Source organism: Fretibacterium sp. OH1220_COT-178 (genome assembly GCF_003860125.1).
GTDB lineage: Bacteria > Synergistota > Synergistia > Synergistales > Aminobacteriaceae > CAJPSE01.
Window position 1 is genome coordinate 20,104 of the sequence record NZ_RQYL01000015.1, and the last position, 21,951, is coordinate 42,054.

The 21,951-nt window shown below is 64.3% G+C and carries 18 protein-coding genes; 8 read left to right on the forward strand and 10 right to left on the reverse strand.

Features of this window, described 5'->3' with window-relative positions; genetic code table 11:
• Window positions 1–98: 98 nt before the first annotated feature.
• From EII26_RS07190 to thiW, 3 genes are all read left to right on the forward strand, one after another.
• Window positions 99–1,268 carry a CdaR family transcriptional regulator gene (locus tag EII26_RS07190; protein ID WP_124888477.1) on the forward strand — a complete coding sequence of 390 codons (1,170 nt, stop codon included), beginning with the start codon at window positions 99–101 and terminating at the stop codon, window positions 1,266–1,268.
• A 76-nt stretch (window positions 1,269–1,344) separates the two neighbouring features.
• Window positions 1,345–2,559 carry an MFS transporter gene (locus tag EII26_RS07195; protein ID WP_124888478.1) on the forward strand — a complete coding sequence of 405 codons (1,215 nt, stop codon included), beginning with the start codon at window positions 1,345–1,347 and terminating at the stop codon, window positions 2,557–2,559.
• A 242-nt stretch (window positions 2,560–2,801) separates the two neighbouring features.
• Window positions 2,802–3,281: an energy coupling factor transporter S component ThiW gene (thiW, locus tag EII26_RS07200; protein WP_233572654.1), complete on the forward strand. Its 480-nt coding sequence runs from the start codon at window positions 2,802–2,804 to the stop codon at window positions 3,279–3,281.
• Window positions 3,282–3,288: 7 nt separating this feature from the next.
• Here thiW and EII26_RS07205 read toward each other — a convergent pair whose 3' ends face one another.
• A complete protein-coding gene (locus EII26_RS07205) occupies window positions 3,289–4,299 on the reverse strand; it encodes a PTS transporter subunit IIC (protein ID WP_124888480.1) in 1,011 nt (336 codons plus the stop codon).
• A 201-nt stretch (window positions 4,300–4,500) separates the two neighbouring features.
• Here EII26_RS07205 and ftcD point away from each other — a divergent pair, with 201 nt between their 5' ends.
• The 4 genes from ftcD (at window position 4,501) to EII26_RS07225 (ending at window position 9,850) form a co-directional block, all read left to right on the forward strand.
• The gene (gene ftcD / locus EII26_RS07210) at window positions 4,501–5,400 is read left to right on the forward strand and encodes a glutamate formimidoyltransferase (RefSeq protein WP_124888481.1); all 900 of its coding nucleotides are present in this window, start codon (window positions 4,501–4,503) and stop codon (window positions 5,398–5,400) included.
• Between the two features lie 302 nt (window positions 5,401–5,702).
• Window positions 5,703–7,142 carry an alanine/glycine:cation symporter family protein gene (locus EII26_RS07215; protein WP_233572655.1) on the forward strand — a complete coding sequence of 480 codons (1,440 nt, stop codon included), beginning with the start codon at window positions 5,703–5,705 and terminating at the stop codon, window positions 7,140–7,142.
• A 209-nt stretch (window positions 7,143–7,351) separates the two neighbouring features.
• Entirely contained in the window at window positions 7,352–9,547 is a 2,196-nt protein-coding gene (locus tag EII26_RS07220) for a hypothetical protein (RefSeq protein WP_124888483.1), read from the forward strand.
• A gap of 21 nt (window positions 9,548–9,568) precedes the next feature.
• Window positions 9,569–9,850 carry a hypothetical protein gene (locus EII26_RS07225; RefSeq protein ID WP_124888484.1) on the forward strand — a complete coding sequence of 94 codons (282 nt, stop codon included), beginning with the start codon at window positions 9,569–9,571 and terminating at the stop codon, window positions 9,848–9,850.
• Window positions 9,851–9,924: 74 nt separating this feature from the next.
• Here EII26_RS07225 and EII26_RS07230 read toward each other — a convergent pair whose 3' ends face one another.
• The 9 genes from EII26_RS07230 to EII26_RS07270 form a co-directional block, all read right to left on the reverse strand.
• The gene (locus EII26_RS07230) at window positions 9,925–11,193 is read right to left on the reverse strand and encodes a ZinT/AdcA family metal-binding protein (protein WP_124888485.1); all 1,269 of its coding nucleotides are present in this window, start codon (window positions 11,191–11,193) and stop codon (window positions 9,925–9,927) included.
• A gap of 301 nt (window positions 11,194–11,494) precedes the next feature.
• Window positions 11,495–13,639 carry a methyl-accepting chemotaxis protein gene (locus EII26_RS07235; RefSeq protein WP_124888486.1) on the reverse strand — a complete coding sequence of 715 codons (2,145 nt, stop codon included), beginning with the start codon at window positions 13,637–13,639 and terminating at the stop codon, window positions 11,495–11,497.
• Window positions 13,640–13,902: 263 nt separating this feature from the next.
• Window positions 13,903–15,345 carry a CsgG/HfaB family protein gene (locus tag EII26_RS07240; RefSeq protein ID WP_124888487.1) on the reverse strand — a complete coding sequence of 481 codons (1,443 nt, stop codon included), beginning with the start codon at window positions 15,343–15,345 and terminating at the stop codon, window positions 13,903–13,905.
• A 95-nt stretch (window positions 15,346–15,440) separates the two neighbouring features.
• Window positions 15,441–16,049 (reverse strand): CsgG/HfaB family protein, encoded by a 609-nt coding sequence (locus EII26_RS07245; protein ID WP_158612198.1) that lies wholly within the window; start codon window positions 16,047–16,049, stop codon window positions 15,441–15,443.
• A 31-nt stretch (window positions 16,050–16,080) separates the two neighbouring features.
• Entirely contained in the window at window positions 16,081–16,605 is a 525-nt protein-coding gene (locus EII26_RS07250; protein WP_124888489.1) for a hypothetical protein, read from the reverse strand.
• Window positions 16,606–16,654: 49 nt separating this feature from the next.
• A complete protein-coding gene (locus tag EII26_RS07255; RefSeq protein ID WP_124888490.1) occupies window positions 16,655–17,125 on the reverse strand; it encodes a hypothetical protein in 471 nt (156 codons plus the stop codon).
• On the reverse strand, window positions 17,122–18,351 hold the full coding sequence (locus tag EII26_RS07260) for a flagellar assembly protein T N-terminal domain-containing protein (RefSeq protein WP_124888491.1): 1,230 nt from the start codon (window positions 18,349–18,351) through the stop codon (window positions 17,122–17,124). The genes EII26_RS07255 and EII26_RS07260 overlap by 4 nt, the downstream gene beginning before the upstream one ends.
• A gap of 10 nt (window positions 18,352–18,361) precedes the next feature.
• Window positions 18,362–19,855 (reverse strand): hypothetical protein, encoded by a 1,494-nt coding sequence (locus tag EII26_RS07265; protein ID WP_124888492.1) that lies wholly within the window; start codon window positions 19,853–19,855, stop codon window positions 18,362–18,364.
• A 215-nt stretch (window positions 19,856–20,070) separates the two neighbouring features.
• Entirely contained in the window at window positions 20,071–21,243 is a 1,173-nt protein-coding gene (locus tag EII26_RS07270; protein ID WP_233572656.1) for a hypothetical protein, read from the reverse strand.
• Window positions 21,244–21,429: 186 nt separating this feature from the next.
• Between EII26_RS07270 and EII26_RS07275 the strand changes: the two genes are divergently transcribed.
• Entirely contained in the window at window positions 21,430–21,837 is a 408-nt protein-coding gene (locus tag EII26_RS07275; RefSeq protein ID WP_233572657.1) for a Fur family transcriptional regulator, read from the forward strand.
• Window positions 21,838–21,951: the final 114 nt, after the last annotated feature.

Below are 21,951 nucleotides of genomic sequence, written 5' to 3' on the forward strand. Positions count from 1 at the left end.
ACAAAATGGTGCGGTATTAAAATGTTTTTTGTTCATCTGCATCAATCCCGATCCGGAATTTTCGTTCATTTTTAAGAGGCCAACGAGGAGGGCGCGATATGCACAGAAAAACGGCCCAGGCCATCGCCCAGACCACCAGCGAGGTGATCGGCTACGGCGTCCTGGTGACGGACGAACGCGGCATCATCATCGGCTGCAACGACACGAAACGCGTCGGCACCCTTCACCTCCCCTCCCTCGGGGTCATGCGGACGGGACAGCCCGTGTCGACCTCACGGGAGGAGGCCGCGGGGCTGGACGGGGTGAAGCCCGGCTATACGGCCCCGATAGCCCTTTCCGATCAGGTCGTCGGGACCATCTCGATCGCGGGCCCCCCACACAAAGCGGAGCGGTACGGCCTGCTCGTGCGAAAACAGGCCGAGATCCTGCTCATGGAACAGGCGTTTCTGGAGCTTAAGCTCCGACAACAGCTGGCCGTCCGCGACCTGGCCGAGAACATCATGCTCTACCGGCCCGAGGACGAAAACTCGGGCATGCTGGTGCTCCATGGGCGGGAGCTGGGGTTCGACCTCGAGCGCTGCCGCATCGCCGTGATTCTGGAGCTTCGGGAGAGCCGGAGCCGGCAGCAGGGGCAGGACACCTTCCGCAACCTGGCCCTGAACCGCATCGTGAACTTCCTCGCCAACCCCGCACACCTCATCGCCCCGCTGCGCAACCGCCAGATCGCGCTTTTTCTTGCTCTGCCGTGCAGCAGCCGGGAGGGGGAAATGGAGGAGACCGCCCTACACCTGTGCGAGGCCCTGTCGGACCACCTGGGCAAGGACGGCCTGGTGGCGGAACTGGGTATCGGCCTGGAGGCGGACACGCTCCCGCTGCTGACGCAATCCGCGCATCTGGCCCGGGAGGCGCTCTCCACCGGCCGGGCTCTCGGTATGCGGATCTGCCCGGCGCGCGCGCTCAATGCCGAGATGCTGCTCTCCTACATCCCGGCTGGGCGCAAGCGGCAGCATATCGAGCGGGTGCTGCACAGCCTGGAGGACTCGGACTCCGAGCTCACGGACACCTTCCTGGCCTGGTGCCGAAACCCCTTCGCCCCCGCGGAGGTGGCACGGTCCCTGTCCATCCACCGCAACACGCTGCAGTACCGACTGAAGAAGCTGCGGAATCTCCTGGGACTGGATCCCTGGAACTTTCACGACTGCTTCGCGATCTGGTCCGCGCTGATCCTGAAGAAATTCGGCCGCCACGCCAGGAGCGACGGGGTGTGAGGGGAGCGCCCATAGCGCCTGGACATTTTCATCGGAGCGGCGAAGCCGGCAGAAGGCGAAAGGACGGAGCCCCATCATGTGGAACAAAATCGGGCATTTTCTGGGAGTGAAGCGCGACCTCGTCGGACTGATGGCGATGGCAATTTTCGTGGGGCTCGGCGAGCGCATGGCCGAGCGTTTTCTGCCCATCTACATCCTGGCCCTGGGGGGCGGAGCCGTGGGCGTGGGGCTGCTCAACGGGCTGGACAATCTGCTGTCCGCGCTCTACTCGTTCCCCGGGGGCTACATCGCGGACCGGTTCGGGACCAAGCGGGCGCTCCTGTTCTTCAATCTTCTGGCCATCTCCGGATACCTCGTGGTCATCGCGTTTCCCTCCTGGTGGGCGGTCGTTGCAGGCTCCGTGCTCTTCCTCTCCTGGACGGCCATCTCTCTGCCCGCCTCCATGAAGCTGATCGCCTCCGTGCTGCCCCAAAACAAGCGCGCCATGGGCGTGACGATGCACTCCCTGGTCCGGCGCATCCCCATGGCTCTCGGGCCGGTGATCGGGGGAACGATGATCGGGATCTTCGGCGAGGTCGAGGGGGTGCGCGCGGCCTTCGTCTGCGCGACGGTCTTTGTGCTCGTGGCCCTGGCGGCACAACAGAAACTGATCCGCCCCGACGACGAGGGGACCATGATCGCGCGGCCCGAGCGGAACCCCCTGGCGGTCTGGCGGGAGATGCCCGCGGGACTGCGCAACCTCCTGGCCTCGGACATCCTGATCCGCTTCGCGGAGCAGATCCCCTACGCCTTCGTCGTCGTCTGGTGCATGAAGGTGATCGAGGCGCCGGTCTCGGCCCTCCAGTTCGGCGTTCTGACGACGGTCGAGATGGTCGTGGCAATGCTGGTCTACATCCCCGTAGCCTGGCTGGCGGACCGGGGCGGAAAGAAGGCCTGCGTCGCGATCACGTTCGTCTTCTTCACGCTCTTTCCGCTCGTTCTCATGATCTCCCGCTCCTTCGGCGCCCTGGTTCTCGCGTTCGTCGTCCGTGGCCTCAAAGAGTTCGGCGAACCGACGCGCAAGTCCCTGATCATCGATCTGTCCACGGAGAATCGAGAGGCGTCGATGTTCGGCCTGTACTACCTGATCCGCGACACGGTCGTCTCCGTCGGGGCCTTCGGCGGTGCGTTCCTCTGGAAGGTCTCGCCCGTACTCAACCTCTGGACCGCGTTCGTCTGCGGGGCCCTGGGAACGGCATGGTTCGTCCTCCACGGGACGGACACGGCTCCGGAGCAAGAGCCTCGATCATAGCGCCCGTTCAAGGCGGAGCTTCCCCGAGCCTCCATGCGCCGACCTCCCCTTCGCCCACCGATCCGGGGCTTCGCGCCGCCGTTGACAACCCGTCCCCTTCGGGACTAGAATGCGGCAAAAGACCGGGCGGTCCCGAGCCGCCCCCCAGGAAGGAAGGACTCCCCCCAATGCCAGAAAAACCCGAGAACGAAAATTTTTCCGGCCCAGCGAGCACAACGGTTCCAGGAACGCATCTCCGGTCCATGCTCCTGGCGGCACTCCTGGCCGCAGCGGCCGTGCTGCTTTCGCCCCTGTCGTTCCCCGTGGGCCCGTCGCGCTGTTTCCCGTTCCAGCACACGATCAACGCCGTGTCAGGGGTTCTTCTGGGTCCCTGGTGGGCCATGGGGAGCGCGTTCGTCGCCAGCTTCGTTCGCTACACGACCGGGACGGGAACGATCCTGGCCTTTCCAGGCAGCCTGTTCGGGGCGCTTTCCGTGGGGCTTGCGGCGCGGACGCTCCTTCGGGGGAAACGCTTCCGCTCCTGGTCGGCCTGGTTCGAGCCCTGCGCCACCGGGACGCTCGGGGCGTTTGCTGCAGCCCTGATCGTCTCCCCGGGAGCGGGGGTCTGGGGAATGTTCGCCACGCTCTCCGTGGCCTTCCTGGTCAGCAGCGTCCCGGGCGCGGGGCTCGGATTCCTGATCCTCAAGGGGCTCGAAAAACGCCTGAGAAGCCCCGGCGCATAGAGCGCGGCTATCGATCGAGCGTCATATCCCCGGCACGTATCCGGCCCCAGCGGGAGAGGGCCCCGGCGAAGAACGAGGTCAGCAGGGCGGGGAGCACGAAGTGCAGCAGAATGACGCCCGGCCACGCGGCCTCACCCATCACGGCAAACGTCCCGATCTGCCCCACCAGACCGCTCGTGCCCATTCCCGCCCCGACGCTGTTGTTCTCCATACGGAAGAGCAGCGTCGCGACGGGCCCCAGCACCGCCGAAGCCAGGGTCGGCGGCACCCATATCCATGGGTTGCGCATGATGTTGGGCACTTGAATCATGGATGTCCCGAGCCCTTGAGCGATCAGGCCTCCGACCCCATTCTCCCGGAAGCTCATGACCGCAAACCCCACCATCTGGGCGCTGCATCCCACCGTGGAGGCCCCGGCAGCCAGTCCCGACAACCCCAACGAGATCGCCAGCGCGGCGCTGCTGATCGGTAACGTCAGGATCATTCCCATGACGACCGAGACGGCGATGCCCATCGGCAGCGGCCGGAGGGTCGTCGTCAGGTTGACGAACTCCCCGACGGCGCTCATCCCCCGCGCGATCCAGGGCGCGCAGGTCACGGCGGCCAGCCCGCCGCCGACGATCGTGGCGATCGGGACCAACAGGATGTCAAGGCTTCTTCCCGCCCTTCCCTGCACCCCCTTGCCGCAGAGCACGCCGACAAGCGCCGCGACGGCCGCCCCCACCGGCTCTCCGGGGACGGGCGCGGCGCCGGCGAACGTCCCGGCCCCTGCGGCTCCGACCGCGAGGGAGGAGAACACCGCCAAGGGCGGGGCCGAAACGCTGCACCCGATGCTGGCCGCAATGGCCGGTCCCATGAGAAGCTGTGCGGCCGCCCCCAGCTTCGTCAGCAGGGGAAGCGCGAGATAGGTCCCCGCCTGCCGCAGGATCAGCCCCACGATCAGCGAGGCGAAGAGTCCGCGTCCCATCCCGTTCATCACGTCGATAACGAAGTCCCAGCCATTTCGCTGCCTGTCCATTACGGAATCCTCCTTGTGTGCGGGTCGGCCCCGCCGTCCCGCGATTTCCACACCGCATTATAAACAAAAAGAAGAGGCCGGAGGCGGGGAACTTCGCCCCGGGCATTCCATACTATAATATAGGAATTCGAGGATTGCGCCCGAAGACGCGACGTGTTCCGGACCTGTCCGGACATCGAATTTCAGAGAGGATGAACGACTATGGCAAAACTAGTGGAATGCGTACCGAATTTCAGCGAGGGACAGAGGCGCGAGGTCATCGAGGCCATCATCGACCAGGCGCGCAACACCCCCGGTGTGACCGTCCTGGACCACTCCTCCGATCCCAGCCACAACCGGACGGTGCTCACCTTCGTAGGAGAGCCCCAGGCCGTCAAACAGGCGGCTTTCGCCTGCTGCGCCAAGGCGGCGGAGCTGATCGACATGGAGAGGCACAGGGGCGGACACCCCCGCGTGGGTGCGACGGACGTCATTCCCTTCATTCCCGTCTCCAACGTGACGATGGAGGAGTGCGTGGCCCTGGCCCACGAGCTGGGGGCGGAGATCGCCGAAAAACTCTCGATACCGGTCTACTTCTACGAGGCCGCCGCGAAGCGCCCCTCGATGAAGGCACTGCCCGATGTCCGCAAGGGAGAATACGAGGGGCTGAAGGAGGCCATCAAGACGCCGGAGCGCGCCCCCGACGAGGGGCCGCAGTCCATGCACCCCAGGGCCGGAGCGACGGTGGTCGGCGCACGCCCCTTCCTGGTGGCCTTCAACATCAATCTGTCGACCTCCGACGTGGCGCTCGCAAAACATATCGCCCAGAGCATCCGCGCCGCCAAGGGCGGCTACGTGCACTGCCGCGCCATCGGTCTGGAGCTGGAGGAGCGAGGCATCACGCAGGTCTCCATCAACATGACTGACTACACCTCGACGCCCCTGCACCGCGTCTTCGAGACGATCAAGTCCGAGGCCGCCCGCTACGGCGTCAACGTCGTGGGCAGCGAGATCATCGGCCTCACCCCGATGCAGGCCCTGCTGGATGCCGCCGACTTCTATCTGCGCCTCGAGGGCTTCAAGCGCGATCAGGTGCTCGAGGCCCGGCTGCTCGGCGAGTAGCTCCACAACCACCAGCGCCCGAACCCGAGAGGGGGCGGGGGATAATCCGCCCCCTGCGCTGCGTTCCGAAACTTCAAGCGAGCTTCGGGCGCTTGGATCCGTTTGCTTCGCGCGCCCTGTCATTTTCAAAGATGAAGGCCCAATTCTGCAAAATATAATTTGTCCTTGTCTCCGTGTACATTTTGCCCCCCTGCTTATAAAATAAGGCTGTGCCTTCTGCCGCCCCGTCTGCCGTTTTAAACCTCCGCCGTTCCGCACGGCTTACTCTTATTTTTCTTTCAAGGAAGGAGTCGATGTTGGTTATGGAAAACATTTTTTCGTCGCCGTTTTTCGAGCAGCTGCTGAAATGGGTCACCGAGGCGAACAGCTTCCTCTGGGGAACGCATTTCCTGATCCCCATCCTCTGCGGCACGGGGCTCTTCTTCACGTTCCGGCTGAAGTTCGTCCAGGTCTCCAAGTTCGGCACGGCCTGCCGGAGGCTCTTCGGCAGCTTCTCGCTGTTCGGCGAGGCGGCCGGAAAGTCCGGCATGAGCTCGTTCCAGGCCCTGACTACGGCCATTGCCGCGCAGGTCGGGACCGGCAACCTGGTGGGCGCCATGACCGCCCTGGTCACGGGAGGTCCCGGCGCCATCTTCTGGATGTGGGTCGCCGCCTTCTTCGGCATGGCCACCAACTTCGGCGAGGCCTGCCTGGCGCAGCTCTACAAGGAGAAGGACGACACGGGGCAGGTGGTCGGCGGCCCGGCCTACTACATCTCCCGCGGGCTCGGGAACGGCCCCGTCGCCAAGTTCCTCGCCGGCTTCTTCGCCGTAGCGATCATCCTGGCCCTCGGATTCATGGGCAACATGGTCCAGGCCAACTCCATCAGCGACGCCTTCAAAAACGCCTTCGAGGTCGAGCCCCTTTACGTAGGAATCGGCCTCGCCGTCGTCGCGGGCGCCATCTTCATGGGCGGCGTCAAGCGCATCGCGGCGGTAACGGAGAAGCTCGTCCCCATCATGGCGGTCCTCTACATCATCGCCGGCCTGATCCTCATCATCTCGAACGCCTCCCACATCCCGGCGGTGTTCGGGCAGATCTTCGCCTGCGCGTTCTCCGCCAAGGCGGTCTGGGGCGGAGCCGCCGGCGTCGCGGTGGCCACTGCGGCCCGTTACGGCATTGCCCGCGGCCTCTTCTCCAACGAGGCCGGCATGGGCTCGACCCCCCACGCCCATGCGGTCGCCAAGGTCAATCACCCCGTGGAGCAGGGCGTCCTCGGCGTCATTGCCGTCTTCATCGACACCTTCGTCGTCCTGAACATCACGATCTTCAGCGTGATGTCCTCGGGCGTCCTCGACACGAACTTCGACGCCTCCGGAGCCCCCATCAAGAAGGGGATCGTCCTCGTCCAGGAGGCCTTCAGGTCCAACTTCATGGGCGAGTACGGCTATACCTTCATCGCCGTCTGCCTGCTCTTCTTCGCCTTCTCCACGATCATCGGCTGGTACTACTTCGGGGAGACGAACATCCGCTTCCTCTTCGGCTCCAAGGGCCTGCTGCCCTACCAACTGATCGTCGTGCTGTGCATCCTGATCGGCAGTGCCCTCAAGATCGAACTGGTCTGGGAGCTGACGGACTTCTTCAACGGCATCATGGTGATCCCGAACCTCATCGCCCTGCTGCTCCTGAGCGGCAAGGTCGCTCAGCTTCTGAAGGAGTACAACGAGGGGATACCGTACGACAAGGAACGTCTGATGAAGTAGCCTCGGAGCACGCCGCCCATTCCCGCGGAGCGGCATGTTCGTCCGGCGCCGCCCCTCCCCGTTCGGAGGGCGGCGCTTTTTGTTGCGCTACCGGGCAGGTTTGGAAGTATAATTAGGGGAAGCCCTCTCGAGAACCGGCACGACATGGAGACGTGCCCGTTTTTGGGTGGTTTTCTCCAAAAGTTCGAGTGCAGGAGGTCTTTACTTTCATGAAAAGGAATATGCGCTCTTTGCGTGGGCTGCTCGTTATCTTCCTCGCCGGGGCGGCGCTGTGGGGCTCCGACGCGCACGGGGCGCTTCCCGACCCCATTCACCCCTACCCGAAATCGGACTACCAGTACCAGCTCCGGGACGTCAGCGGGCCCCGGGACGGGCATACGATCGCGGGGGCCCAATGGTTCGCGACGAGCTTCGAGAACTGGTTCTGGCGTATTTTCCACGAGGACGACACCCACCCCCGCTATCGGCGGACGCGGGGCGGCGAGGCGCCCGTCGTGCCGATGGTGACCTCGGCGGACCTTCTCTACGACTTCGAGCACGTCTACATCGACGAACCGCAGCCCTACCCGGTGACGCCCCTCTACGACAGCTACATGGACCCCATAGAGTCCCTGTTCCTGGTGATCCCGGAGGGGCGCGGCGAGCTGAGGGTCCGTTTCGCCAACCACTGGGCACGCCATTTCCCCTATTGGTGGAACACGCCCGCCTCCCCCGACGTCGCCTCGAGAGACATCATGGAGGACGTCCTCGTCTCCGTGCCGGAGTACGACGTGCAGGCCCACCCGGACGTCCCCCAGCGCGTCGCCCAGGGCGCATCCATGGAGCGGACGTTCCGTTTCCTCGCGGCACATCCCGACGAGCACGGCAGCTCGCTGGGGCACGCCACCTTCCGCCAGTCCGCCAGCCTGGACCTGGGCTACAAGGGATACCGGGAGTCGATCAAGATCCCGCTGGTCGTCGCCAACGTCTTCGACGGCCCGGCCTCCGAGCCCGGACACGAGCTCTACTTCGACATGACCGTGAAGGAGACGAGCGGCGATCTTCCGGGGGGCTACGTGAGCGGCGACGTGGTCGGGGACGTCGTGACCCGCACCAAGTTCCGGTGGGGCGTGAACGAGAACAAGACCCGCGACCTCGGGACCTTCTTCATCATGGCCCCCTACGGAGGGCGGATGCCCTCCTATACCCTGCTGTCCCGCATCACGAACCGGACCGGGACGCGCTACCGCGTCCAGCGGTACGACACGCTGGACGTTCCCGCCTCCGACGACCTCATCGGGGGCCGAGGACCGCGGGACCTGAAGCCCCTTCACTGGGCCTACGATCTGACTCCGGACCTCTACGGCAGCTTGCCCCCGCATTTCCAGCTGGACCCCCAGAGCCAGGTCGCCCCGGGGCTCGTGACCTTCTACGAGAACAGGATCGATACGACCTACGGCTCCAGCGAGTCGTTCCGCCTCTATCCGTTCCCCAGCCCCGAGAAGCCGCACGATCTGCGCCTTTTCTATCGCCGGGTCGGGGGGATGACGCGTCTCGGCCGGGTCTACTCGCCCTCCCTGTCGGGGAGCCGCTATCGCTGGCGCCTCACCGCCTTCGGCATGACCTTCGCCGACGTGGTTAAGAACGAGACGAACACCGAGCGTGAGCTGACCCTCCTCATGGGCAAGCCGCCCGTCATGTCCCGTTCCGGATACGCCTTTGACGGCGTCGCGGACAAATACATCAAGGCCGACGCCCTGAACGCCTTCGAGATCGATTCCCTGGTCCCGGCGGGGCTCGTCTCGATGGATACGGAGGTCCTCTCCCGGGACGCCTCGGGCGACGTCGTCTCCCGCGACGTTCCCGCCCAGATCGCCCTGTTGCCCGTTCAGATCCGTCTCTGCATCCCCAGGCAGGAACAGCTGCTCGTGGGGCGCTGGGATGAGCTGGACCGCGCGGACGAGGGGCAGCTGCTGGACCGCTTCGCCCAATTCGGGACGATCTGGGTGCGGTCCTCGGCGACGAACGAGTTCGACATGAACCTTCTCTCCGCGCTGGGGAACCGCGGGGTCGCGCCCAGGGACTGCGTGCGGGCCTTCATCCACGACGACCGCCTGTACCTGGACTTCATCGTGCTCCTGGCCGACGCCAAGAGCCCCAAGGCCAAGTACACGGCCTTCTGCGAGGTGGTCAAGGACGACGGGGTCCCCTACATCCTTCTGGGCGACGGGGCCGCGGACGGGAAATGGAACCTGAGCTTTTACGTCGCCGCGACCGGGCCGAACCCCCAGCCGGGCTACCCCGAATCCTCCGACAGGCGTCCGGGGAAGAAGGAGGAGGGCGGCGGAGGGTGCAACGCCTGGGGGATCGCCCTTCCGGCGATCGCCGGGCTGGCCCTGGCTTCGATCCTTCGGCGGAGGCGCTAGACTCGAAAGGACGGTGACGTGATGAGCCTTTGGGACAAATGGGAGCGGGAGAAGCTCCGCAAAAAAGGATTCCGCGTACAGGAGCCCAAGGACGTCGAGATTCACGAATCCTACACGAAACCCGATATCCGCAAACAGGTCTCGATCGTTCTGGCCACGCTTATCGGCTGCCTTCTTCTGGTGCTGATGGTGATGCTCGTCGAGACGCTGTACACGGGCAAGGGCTGGTCCGATACCTATATCGTCCGTCTCTTCGCGACGATGCAGAGGACGCGGGAACGCCTCGCCGTGCAGAACCCATAACCCATGGAAAGAGGGAGGCCGGAGCTCGAGCTCCGGCCTCCCTCTTTCCATGGGTTGTGCCAAACAACGGACCGCTACTTTTTGTCCGGCAGGCCCTTGGCCTTCCTCTCCGCCGTGTCCATGTAGTTCTTCACATAGAGGTCGAGCGTCGTCACCTTCGGATCATAGAAGGTCGGCGTCCAGCCCTTGAGCTCCTTCAGCTGATCGGGCGTCTTGTCGTCGGCGTAGCGCATGTGCCAATGCCGGGTCGTGCCCTGACCATGAGGGTGCGTGGCCACGACGGTCTTGTAGCCGGCAACCATCCCCTCGATCCAAATCCACCAGCCATCGTCAAGCCCGTCGATCCGGTAGGGCGAGTTTGCGACGACCGTGCCGTCCGCCTTCTTGAACTGTACGCTAATCCCGTCGGTGACGGAGACGCGATCGAAAGGCGTCTCGAACAGCTTGTGGTAGTAGTTCTTCACGTCCTCGGCAGTGTAGTTCTTGCCCAGCTTCTTCGCCTCCTGAGCGATCTTCTCATAGGCGGGAAGCATCTTGTCGCTCCTGTGGAGCTCATAGGCCGAGATCCAATCGCCCTTCCAGGGGCCCATCGGCGGCGGGAGCATCGTGGCCAGGAGCTTGGCCTCCCCCAGCTGGTCCTTGGCGACATCGGCCACCTTGGTGTCGGGCGCGCAAAGCGTCGGCCACCACAAGGCGAGATCCGGGTCGTCCATCAGCGCCTCCAGGCTCCTGTTGCCGTAACGCATATGCCAGTGCTTGAGGCTGTCGGGACGATCCTGGTGCACAGGGGACAGGGCAAGATACTTGCAGGACTTACTGGGATCGAAATCGCCGTCCGCATGCATGGCCTTGTTCGTCGCACCGCTTACGGCCGGCGCCTCGAACAGGTGCCACTCGACCTCCATGGTCTGCCCCGCCATCTCAATCTTCCGCTTCTGGGTTCCCTTGGACACATAGGTCAGCGTTCCCTTGGCGGCTCCCTTGGAGTCCATGAAGGTGACCGTGTCGCCGCTGACCTTGAGGCTGTCGAAGTCGGTGTGGTACATCTCCTCGAAAAAGCCCTCGACGCCCTTTGCGGTATACCCGGGCGCGTGCTTCGCGACCTCCGCGTATACGGGCTTCATGGCATCCTCATCCACGAAGTCGTCGAAGCTCTTCCACGTCCCGTTCCACTTCTCGAGAGCCTTGCCCTGAGGCTGGGGGCCCGGCTGCTGAGGACCCGGCTGCTGAGGACCCGGCGCAGGCTTCTTGTTGTCGGAACCGCCTCCGCACCCGCCCAAAGCCATGAGGGCAAAGATCAATGCGAACAAAACCGTACCGATACGCCATCTCCTGTTCTTCACGCTTACCACTCCTTTAGTTTGCAGTGTGAAACTTAAAGAAATATAGCCTCTCCCGGCCGTCCTGTCAAGAACACAGGTTTTCAGGCAATGCACAAAGGCTCTCCCAATCAAATGTTTGTGGGTTAAAATTTGAACAGCGGTCTTTGTCCTTTGGGACCCCGGCGCGACGGCAGGCGAAAAACATCCTCCCCTGGAAGGAGGAGCCCGTTTCACTCCCCTCCTCCCTAACGCAAAGGGCAACAAAACAGCGGACCTCCTCCGCAGAGAGAGGTCCGCCTCGGGAAGAAAGCACGGAGGCCCGTCAGATTTTGAAAAATTCGACGTCCTCCTTCATCTTGTTCGTCATCTTCTCCAGCTCCGACAGGGAGGCCGAGGCATCCTGGGTGGAGGAACTCATCTCCTCCGCGGAGGCGGAGATGTTCTCGGCACTGGAGGCGATGGTCTGGGAGAGGGAGGAGACCTCGCCCACCTTGTCCTGCAGCGCACTCTCCTCGTTCCGCACTTTGCGGGAGAGCTCCTGGGCCGACCTTACCTTGGGAATGATCTCGTCCACGGCCCCGACGATGTTTTCGAAGGAACGGATGGTCTGGCGTACCGCCTCCCCTTGAGTCACGATCTCCTGATTGACCTTCTCGGTCGAATCGATCATGACCTGGGAGTCCTTCATGATCTGTTCGATGACCTTGTTGATCTCGTGGGAGGAGTCCCGGCTCTTCTCGGCCAGCTTGCGCACCTCCTCCGCGACGACGGCGAATCCTCGCCCCGACTCGCCGGCCCGTGCCGCCTCGATGGCCGCGTTGAGCGCCAGAAGATTGGTCTGCTCCGCCAAATCGTTGATCATCCCGGTGATCTCGTCGATCCTCCGGGTGCTCTCCCCGACGGACTGGACCTTCTCCAGCACATCGCCGAACATGGAGCCCAGGCGTTCGAACGACCCGCTCATGTTCCCCATCTCGCGATGGCTCTCCCTGGCCATGTCCTCGATTGCCTGGGTCGACGCACCGACCTCTCCGATCATGCCGTCCATCGAGCCGATGTCCTCGTCGCAGGCCGCCAGGGATTCATGAATGCCGGTAAGCCGCTCGTTCTGGTCCGAGGAGCTCTGGGCTATGTCCGTGATGGACATGGCCACATGCTCGGCCGCCCGGGCGATCTCCTGGGCAAAGGCCGCCAGCCTCTTGGCGCTCTCGTCCACGGCGATGGTGTTCTCCTGCGTGTCGCTGAGGATCCGGAGCAGACGCTCCCTCATGCTCAGGAGAGCCCGACCGGTATCGCCCAGCTCGTCCGCCCGCATCCCGATCGTGTCGTCGTCCCGTTTTCTCAGATCACCCGACGCGATGAACTCCGCAAAGCGGCTGTAGCGCCCGGCCACCTTCGCGATATTGCGGGCAAACAGCACGATGATCAGGGCAACGACGGCCAGGGAAACGCCCCCCGTCAGGGCCGACATCCAGAGCAGGTACTCGAGCGACGCGAATACGAACATGCCCCGCTCGGTCACCCAGATGCAAAACTTCCATCCCGTATCCGGAGCGGTGGAGTAGAAAAGGACGCTGTCCCCCTCCTCGTTCGTAAAGGCCGCCTCGCCGGCAGGGCGGGAGAGGAGTTCGTCCACGGCCTTCTTCAGCGACGGATTGGCCCCGTCGCGGATATCCTTCCCGGAACGGGAGGCGTCGAGTCCGCCCAGTACCGTCCCGTCGGGCTCGAGCAGGATCGCCCTGCCCCCGAACCCGAGCTTCATGGAGCCGATCTCGTCCCTCAGGCTGGTGGTGTCGATGTCCACCGTCACGACGCCCAACAGGGCGCCCGAGGCACGGTACATGGGGTAGCAGAACGTCACCATGGGAACGTTGGTGGCGGGGTCCACGTAAAACTTCGTCCAGCCCCCCTCCTTGCCCGCTCTGCCCACGACGTACCACTCCGAGGTCCAGATGTCGAAGTCGTTGGTCGTGTACGTGTCGTCCGGCTTGACGACCCCGCCCTCCCTGAAGGCGTAGGGAGCAAACTTCTTCAGGCCGGGAAAGGCGTCCGGCTCGAACCAGATCCCCATGCCGAACGTCTCCTCGTAGAGCGAGATGGTCTTGACCAGCAAGGCGTCGTAATCCTCCCGGGACAGCTTGCCGAACTGCGCTTCGACCGTCCGGGCCAGGCTCTGGGCCAGGGCCCTCTGGCGGGAGAAGAAGGAGTTTACGTACTCCAGGCCATACTTCACCTCCACGCGTATCTGGGCGGCGACCTCGCGGCGGATGATGCCCTGGGCGTTGAGATAGCCGGACAGGGAGATCGCAAAGGCCATCAGGGCCACTACGGGTACGAAGACAAGGCACATGGACACCGCAAGGCTGCGCCGGCGGACCGTTTTTCCGCCCTCTGCGGGGTCCTTCGCACCTGGAAATGCCTGTATCCCTTTCCGGGTTCCGCTTTCGTTGTCTTCCTTCCGCGACATTTCAACAACCGCCTCCTTGTCGATATTCCCCTTAAGACGCGAGGCGCACGTTCTTCTCCTGCCGAGGGAACCGCACCTCCCACAACCCCGCCCAAATGGCGGCACCGATGCTCGAGCTGTCGAGAAAATGACGTCAACACCTCAAATTGTAGCGCATCCCCCCCCAAAAGGGAACTCGCCCATCCCCACCGAAAAAGCGGCGGGAGACAAGCTCCCGAAACGGTCGCCTGTCCCCCGCGTCAATCGAATGATCCGGACTGCCCCTACTTTTTCAGCGTCTTGGCCTTGAACTGCTGAGCCGGCTTGTAATCCGGGTTGATCTCGAGGGCCTTTTCGATCCAGCGCAGGGCGTCCTCCTTCTTCTTCAGCTTGTGGGCCGACACCCCGGCCCAGTAGGCGGAGAGGTAATTGACCGTACCGTAGGCGTCCGCCGCCTTGGAGAACTCCTGATAGGCGTCCTTGTAGCGGCCGTTCCTGAATTTGTTGTAGGCGTTGCGCTGCATGATCCCCAGCAGGTTCTTGTCCCCGGCGGAGAGCGCGTAGGTCTGGATGACCTTGGCGTCCGTGGAGCCGTTGGGGTCGAATCCCGGGATCTTCTGAGCCTCTGCCGTTGCTGGAGCCGTTGCCGGAGCCGGATCCGAGGCCGGCTTCTCCGCCGCGGGTTCGGAGGCCTTCGGCTCCGCCTTGGGATCCGGAAGGGGGCCCTCCGCCGTCGGAGCGGCTCCTCCCTGCCCTCCCTCGCCAAAGATCTGCTCGAAGGTCCCGCTGGACGCGGAGGGGCGGGAATCGGCATACTTGACGGACTTCAGCGTTTTCGCGCTGATCGGCTCCACCTTGTCCCCGCGTCGGACCAGGGCCGTCCTGCTGCCCTTCACGAACACGCAGTTGCTGTAGGCGGGGGCGGCCTCACGCACCTTGAGCGCGGCCAGGGCGAGGCGCTCGCGGCCGATGACCTCGCCGTTCATGCCTAGGATCGACTTGCCGTCGGCATAGACCAGGTACAGGGCGCCCTCCTTGGCCCCCATGGAGGAACCGATGTCGATCGTCGCCTCCTTGTCGCGCACCGCCACGACGTACGAGCTCTCGCCGCCCACAATGCTCCGGATGCGCGCCGCGAGCCGGGTCACCGAGTCCCCGATCGCACGGCTCTCGAGCCCGTCGAAGGTTCCCTCCGCCAGAACGGCCCCGCCCAGGTACAGCCCGGACATCTCGTTTGACGAGAACCCCGTCTCGGAGAGCGCCAGCTTGACCTCGGCCGTCGAGGTGTCCACGAGGCGGACGTCGATGGTCGCGCGAGCCTCCTCCGAGCCCGTCGCGATGCCGATCTCGCCGAAGAGGGGGATCGCCCCTCCCGACGCCTTCTTGCTCAGTTCCGTAACGGCACCCAGCAGGATGTACTGGACCCCAGCCACCCGGCCCAGCTCGGCCGCGGTGCTGGTGTCCACGAGCCCGGACTGCCCCAGCCGGATCTCCCTGCCCACCTTGTCCAGCTGCTCCCGCTCGATCACCGAGATCGACTTCGAGCTCGCCAGCGCTCGGGTCATCAAGTCCATCACGGCGTTGGCCTGCTGCTGCGACACCCCGGACGCCTTGCTCTCGAACTGAAAGACGCCGATCCGCACCCTGCCCTCCTGCGCCCAGGCCGGCAGGGCCAACAGGGCCAGAACCGCCAACGACGCCAACCAAACCCTTATCCGCATCCTCATGATTCCCCACACACCTCCGCTTTCCCGGGGACACGCCGCCCCCGCCCCTCCACGGCACCGCCGCGCGAACGCAACAACCTGATCCTCTTCGACCTTCAATCGAGGCTCAGGCCCCTCATGCCCTCCACATGCTTCACCACGGCCTTCCGGGTGGCCGCAGCCAGGATTCCGTTGACCTTGCCCGCGCCGAAGCCGCCGTACCTGGTGACGAGCCCGCCGATCGTCTGGTTGGAGGCCCCGCGCTCCGCGGCCGCGTAGACCACCTCCCCCGTCTGATTGTCGATGACGCGGATGTCGAGCGTCACATAGGCCGTGTTGGAGACGCCCCCCGCCCCTCCGATGCCCGGAATGGGAACGGCCCCGCCGGCCGCCTTGTAATGGTACTCCGTGACGGCCCCCGTCATGGAGTACCGCGCCCCCTTGATCTTGCCCAACTGCGGCGCCGTCGACTCGTCCATCAGCCCCGACTGACTCAGACGAATCTCGTCCGCCACGTAGTTCAGCTTCTCGCGCTCCACCAGGGTGAAGAGCCCCGCCTCGTAGAGCTCGGTGGTCATCATCTCCGTGATGGCGGAGGCCGGCACGCTGCCCCCGGCCTTGTTCTCGAACTCCCGAACCGCCAGGCGCGGCTTCGCTTCGGCGAAGCCCGCGCAGACGAGGAGCAGCGCCAGCCCCCACGACAGCAAACGCACCGTCCGCCTCATCTCTCTCCCCCTTTTCATCCGGAGGACGCCCCTATTCGGTCATCCTCTTGACGGCCAGTGCCGCGGCGGCCTCCAGCGACTTCTGCTGAGCCTCCGAGGGCGTGTAGCCCACCTGTTTGCCCGCAACGGTGTCGGCGTAGATCTGGCTTCCGTTGGAGGCCGTCACCATGACGGCCACGGAGGACGTTCCCGTATAGAGCTGAAATTCGTTCAGGACGGGACGCCCCGCCTCCACCTGCGCGGTGACCATGGTGCTGAACCCGTACTGTCTGCCGAGCTTCATGATGGCGTCGACGTTGCCGTCGAGGGCCAGGGCCGCGGCCTTGCTGCGGCGGATGGCCTCCAGCTTCTTGGGATCCACGACCTTGTACCCCTTGGCGATCAGCTGACGCGTAAATATCGAGGCGGCCTGGGCCGCCTCCTGCGCGGAGGCGCTCTTCACCAACACCGCGATCGACCCCTTCGGCAGAGCCGCATGGGCGCACGCCGAACCCAGACAGAGGACCAGTCCCAAAACCAGGGCCGCGCCCGACCCCCAAAATCTCAAAGCCTTCATCGTCTCCTCCTCGAAATCTCCGGCCAAAACCCTGCCTCGGGCCGCCTCGTCATCTCAGGCGCAGGCGCTGCATCTCGCCCGCCAGATACGACTCCCCGCTCCGGCCGAGCAGGCGGGAGAGCGCCGTCTCCACCTCGATAAAATAAAGCCCTCCCTCGATCCTCTCGGAGAGGACCCTCACCGGGGGGACGTGGCCCGCAAGCCACAACGCCCGTTCCCGCAGCGCGGGGTCGTCCAGGATGCGCCGACGCAGCAACAGCAGGCCGCGCCGCGCATCCGTCAGGGCCGCACGGCGGGCCAAAAGCCTTCCCTGGCCCGTATTGTGAACGATACGGCCCACGCCGCACACGACCGCGCGGTTCTCCTGCCAATCGGCCTGGAGGCTCTCCTCCGTCATCTCGAACAGGTCGGCCGTCGGCACGGGCTCGGCGAGCGGAACGGCCGGGGCGGGAAGGACGAGACAGAAGAGCAGGACAAAGGACGAGAGCCCCCAAAAGTACGCATTCCTCGCACCTCTCATGGGGCGGAGGCCTCCGTTCCACGACCCTCCACGAGGGCTCCGGACACGCCGTCGATCTCATAACCTCCGTCCGAAAGGATACCGGCCAGATCCTCCGCCGTCTTGTCCGAGACGACGTCCAGCTCCAGCTCGCCCTTACGGAACTGCCTCTGATAGACCCCGGTCACCCCCTCGAGCCCCGAAAGGGACTCCTTGAGCGCCTTGGCCTCCTTGAACGTCACGCCGGCCAGCTTGAGCTTGATCGTCCGCCCGGGGATCCCCCCCGCCGTCCCCGAGACCAGCGCGTAGGCGATCTTGTTCACCAGGCTCTTTCCCGCACGGCTCGCGCCCGGTTTCAAGCCCTTGACCGCACCGTCCTCGACGGAGGTCCCCTTCTGCTTCTCCTCATAGGTGTCGGACCCCAGCTGATAGGCGGACGAAGCCAGCACCGCCCTCAGCTGGACGGTGCTGCGCACTCCATAGATGCGGACGCCGCTGATCTTCTGATCCGCATAGGCGCTGGCGTAGGCCTTGCCGTAGATCAGCACGTCCGCCTGGAAGTCCCGAGCGATCTCCCTCAGCCTCTCGGGATTTTCCTCGCTGCGGGCCGCGGCCAGATCGATGTCCTTGAGCGTCCCGGCCTGGGTGGGATCGACCAGCAGGTACCCCGCCTTCTCGAACACCCTCAGGACCTCGCTCTCGGCCGTGGAGAGAAAGGAGGGCTTGTCGCCGATACGCTCGTCGAGGAGGACCATGATCCTGGGGTTCCCCAGCGCGTCGATGACGACCGGCCCCAGAACACCGTCCAGCGCCGCCTCCGCCACATCGCACCGGACGGAAAGGTGGAGCACCCCATCCTCGTCCTCCCACTCCTTCAGGATCTCCATCCCCTTGACGATCCCCTGGGACTGGGAGAAGACCTTGTCCTTCACCACCTCGAAGTTCTTCATCTCCGTGATGCCGGAGACGTAGGCGCCAAGGGCCTTCTCCAGCGCCTCGCGCATGGCGGAGCGTTTGGCGTCCTCACGGGCCTTGTTCCTGGCGCCGTCGACGATCGGGGCGTAACCCTCGACCTCGACGGTGATGAGCTTGCCGACGGGCTTGGAGCCCGTCTTCTTCTCCGCCCAGGCCGAGCCCGCCCCCATTCCCGGCAGCACCGCAAGGCACAGGGCCAGAAGCGCCGCCAGTCCGAGGGCCCCTCGCCTCGGGAGGGGCCTTGCCGCACGAAAATCCGATCCTCTGAGCATCGGACGGCGCCTACTTGGAGACCACGATCACTTTGCAGTCCTTGCGAAAGTCGTAGGAACTGCCCCGGATCTTCGCGGCCACGGCGTTGCTGACGACGATATCCACGTTGCCGTTCCTGAGCTTCAGGGCCTTGGCGACGATCGGATTGCCCGCAACGTGAATTTCGCCCTTCGCGTAGTTGATGTTGTTGTAGTAGGCGCAAAGCCCGGACTGGAGGTAGCGGTCCTGGTCGACGAACTCCATGCCGTAGACGGGCTTGCCCTTCTCGTCCAGCACACGGAAGCTCATCGAGGGCACCAGGGGAAGGTGGCGGACGTCCAGGATGAGCCCCGTGTAGCGGCCGGAGGATTTCTTGGGCTTGGGCTCCTTGTACTCCCTGTCGACCGGTATCCTGGGCGCAACGACGGCCCGGACCGGGGGCAGCTTGATCCTGCCGGTGACCGTGTAGGTCTCGCCGTCCCACTCCCCGCTCATGACCTCCACGTTCTTGACGACGCCGCTGATCTCGGAACGCACGCGGTCCTCCGCCATGAAGTCGTTCATCGTGGTGCTCGAGTCGATCTGGACCCCCTTCAGGAACTCCAGCAGATTGCGCTGGAGATCCAGGGTCGCCCCCCTGCGGGCCAGGGCCTTGGCCTGTCCGCCCTTCGTCCCCGTGGGGGCCACCGCCGTGCCGATGGCCTCGATGTAGTTCTCCGTCCAGTTCATCAAGCCGTTTTCCCGCTTGACCACGACCGCCCCGGGGCCGTCGACGTCCGGCAGGACGTTCCCCTGCGCCTGCGCAACGACGGGGGCCTTATCCATCAGGGCGATCTCCTTGACCTGAAGGGCGGCCTCCTTCTCGGTCAGGGCGGCCTCCTTCTTCTTCAGCTCGGCCTCGCGCCCCGCAAGTTCCGCCTCCCGTTTCGCGGCCAGTTCGGCCTCCTTCTTCTTGACCTCGGCCTCGCGCCCCGCGAGGTCCGCCTCGCGCTTCTCCGCCAGCTCGGCCTCTTTCTTCAGCGCGGTCTTGCGGGCCGCAAGCTCCGTGGACGACTCCCTATCCTGTCTCGCCAGCTCCGCCTCGCGCTCCGCAAGGGCCAGCTCGCGTTTCGCCAGCGCAGCCTCGCGCTCCGCAAGCTCCGCGGACGAGGCGGACGAAGCCTTGTCCTGCTTCAGCAGATCCGCCTCGCGCTCCGCAAGGGCCGCCTCACGTCCGGCCAGATCGGCCTCACGCTCCGCCAGCTTCGCCGCCTCGGGAACGACCTTGCCCTGTTCCGCCAGATCCGCCTCGCGCTCCGCAAGGGCCGCCTCGCGCGCCGCCAGATCGGCCTCACGCTCCGCCAGCTTCGCCGCAGCCCCGCTCCCCTCCTCCGACCCGGATTCGGCCGCCTCGCCGTCCAGGGAAGCCCCCCGAACCGCCGCCTCCGAATCCACAGGCGCCTCCGCCCTCCGAAGCTCCGGAAAATCCGAGGCGCTCAACAACGCCGTGGAAAGCACGACCACCTTCAGAAACATCAACATCATGACTCCGATCCCCTCCCGACTCCCATGGTTTGCGATGCACGTCAGACCTCAGAAAAGTTCCGAAATATCCACTCACCTTCACCGAATTGTATACGATGAAGCCGGTTCGAACAAATGCGTCTGGTCCTTCGGGACGGTCGGAACGGGGTGGTTTTCGGGGTGGTTTTTCGGCCGACGGGGACAGGAGCCCCGCCGGCCGTGAAACGAGGCGGACGTCAGATCAGCCCCGCAAAGGAGGAAACATACGGAGCCACGCTGTCGTACCAGTCCCGAAACTGTCGGGCCCAGACCAGCTGCGTCACCGTGAAGAAGTCGTCCGTCGGGCCTCCCAGGGTGTCGTGCAGAAGGGCCCTTTCATAGATATCGGCGGGGAAAACGTAGATCAGCTCCCCCTCATGGCGCAGAGTCGCCGCTTTGGGTTTGCAGCCCAGCGCCATCCGTCCCTTTTCGTCGTCGAAGAAGGTGACGGCGTAGGAGACATCGCCTATGGTCCCATCCTGAAAGACGAGCCGGTGTTTGCGCACGCAGCCCCGATCCAGCAGCTCCTTGTCGCTGTCCAGGGAGGTCCTCGACTCGATCGCCTTGGCGGCCTCGAAATGGCGGATGAAGGCCACCAGCTTGCGCCCCATTCCCATGAGGCGCGGATCGCGAAGGCCGAAGGAAACGCCGCCGGCTCCCGACCGACGGGGGACGTTCTGTGCCGGATCCCCCTCGCCCCGCCAGAACAGGTCGACCATCTCGGAGCCGTCCGCCTCGCAGAAGGAGAAGCCCAGCAGCATCGCCGCAGCCGCGATGCGAAGCGGGCTGTGCCATCGGGCCGGGTTCGCGTGCGCCAGCCGCCGGACCGCCCCCGTCCTCAGGAGGTCCTCCACCGAGCGTGCGTTGTCCTTGATCTCGAGCGGAGCCGACAGGGCTCCCCGCTCCTCGGGAGACACCGGAAAAAAGGGACGGAACTCGCCCTTTTTCTTGTCCTCCCCCGTGAGGTCCGCGACCCAGAGTGCGGACCGCTTGTCCTCCGAAAGCAGGTTCAGCTCCCCCCGGTCCGTCACGACCTCGGGGACGTGAAGCACCCTCTCCAGGTCCACAGCAAACTTCCACAGCTTGGGACGAAACGCCGTGTACACGGCATACTCCGACAGGATGCGCTGAAGCGCGGGCAGGAACTCCCCTATCTCGTAGACGGAGCTCTCCCCCCGCTTTCGTCCCTTGACGGACAGCTTCCGATCCCGCTTCTCCAGCCAGGAAAGGTGGATCAGCTTTCTCGCGTTCTTGTTCTTGTTGAGGACCACCAGACGGGGAGAGAGCCCCTTCGTCCAAATCTGCAGCGCGATGTTTTCATCAATGTCGCAGCTGCTGACAATTTCTCCCTTGTCGTCCATAAGCACCATCCCCTTATGACCTCATCCCGTCCCTGGGGAAGCCGTCGAGATTGAAACGCCCCGCGTTTTTTTCAAGTGTAGCATACCCCCCGAAGGAAAAAGAAAATCTTTTTAACAAAGCGCAAACACGACAAAAAGGGTCTTGACAAATCAGGCAGGATGGAATAAATTAGACTTAGTTTAATTCTAATAACGATGGCGGAGATCGAGATGACGAAATACGGCAGCGGAATCCTGGAGATCGTGAGCAGAGCGGGCGAGCACATGACCGCCGAGCAGGTCTTTATGGAGATGAAAAGGCAATACCCCTCGATCGTCATGGCAACGGTCTACAACAACCTGAACTCTCTTTGTGCGGCGGGGCTGATCCGCCGGATGAACATCGAAGGCCAGCCCGACCGCTACGACCGCACCGTGAGGCACGATCATCTGATCTGCCGATGCTGCGGGGAGCTCAGGGACATTTTTATCGCGGACCTCACGGATCGCCTGAAGCGGGAGACCGGCTTCGACATCGATTCCTACGATTTGAAGCTCTCCTACGTCTGCAGGGCCTGCCGCGAAAAAGCCGGCGCATCCGTCGCCAGCTCTTTCGAGTCGTAAGCAAAAGAAAAATCATAACGCGATGGACGCCCTCTGTCTCGTGATCGCCGGGGTCGTTCGGGAAAGGAGTGTATCCGTCAGCTTCAGGAGGAGATCGCGCAGCGGAAAAAGGGA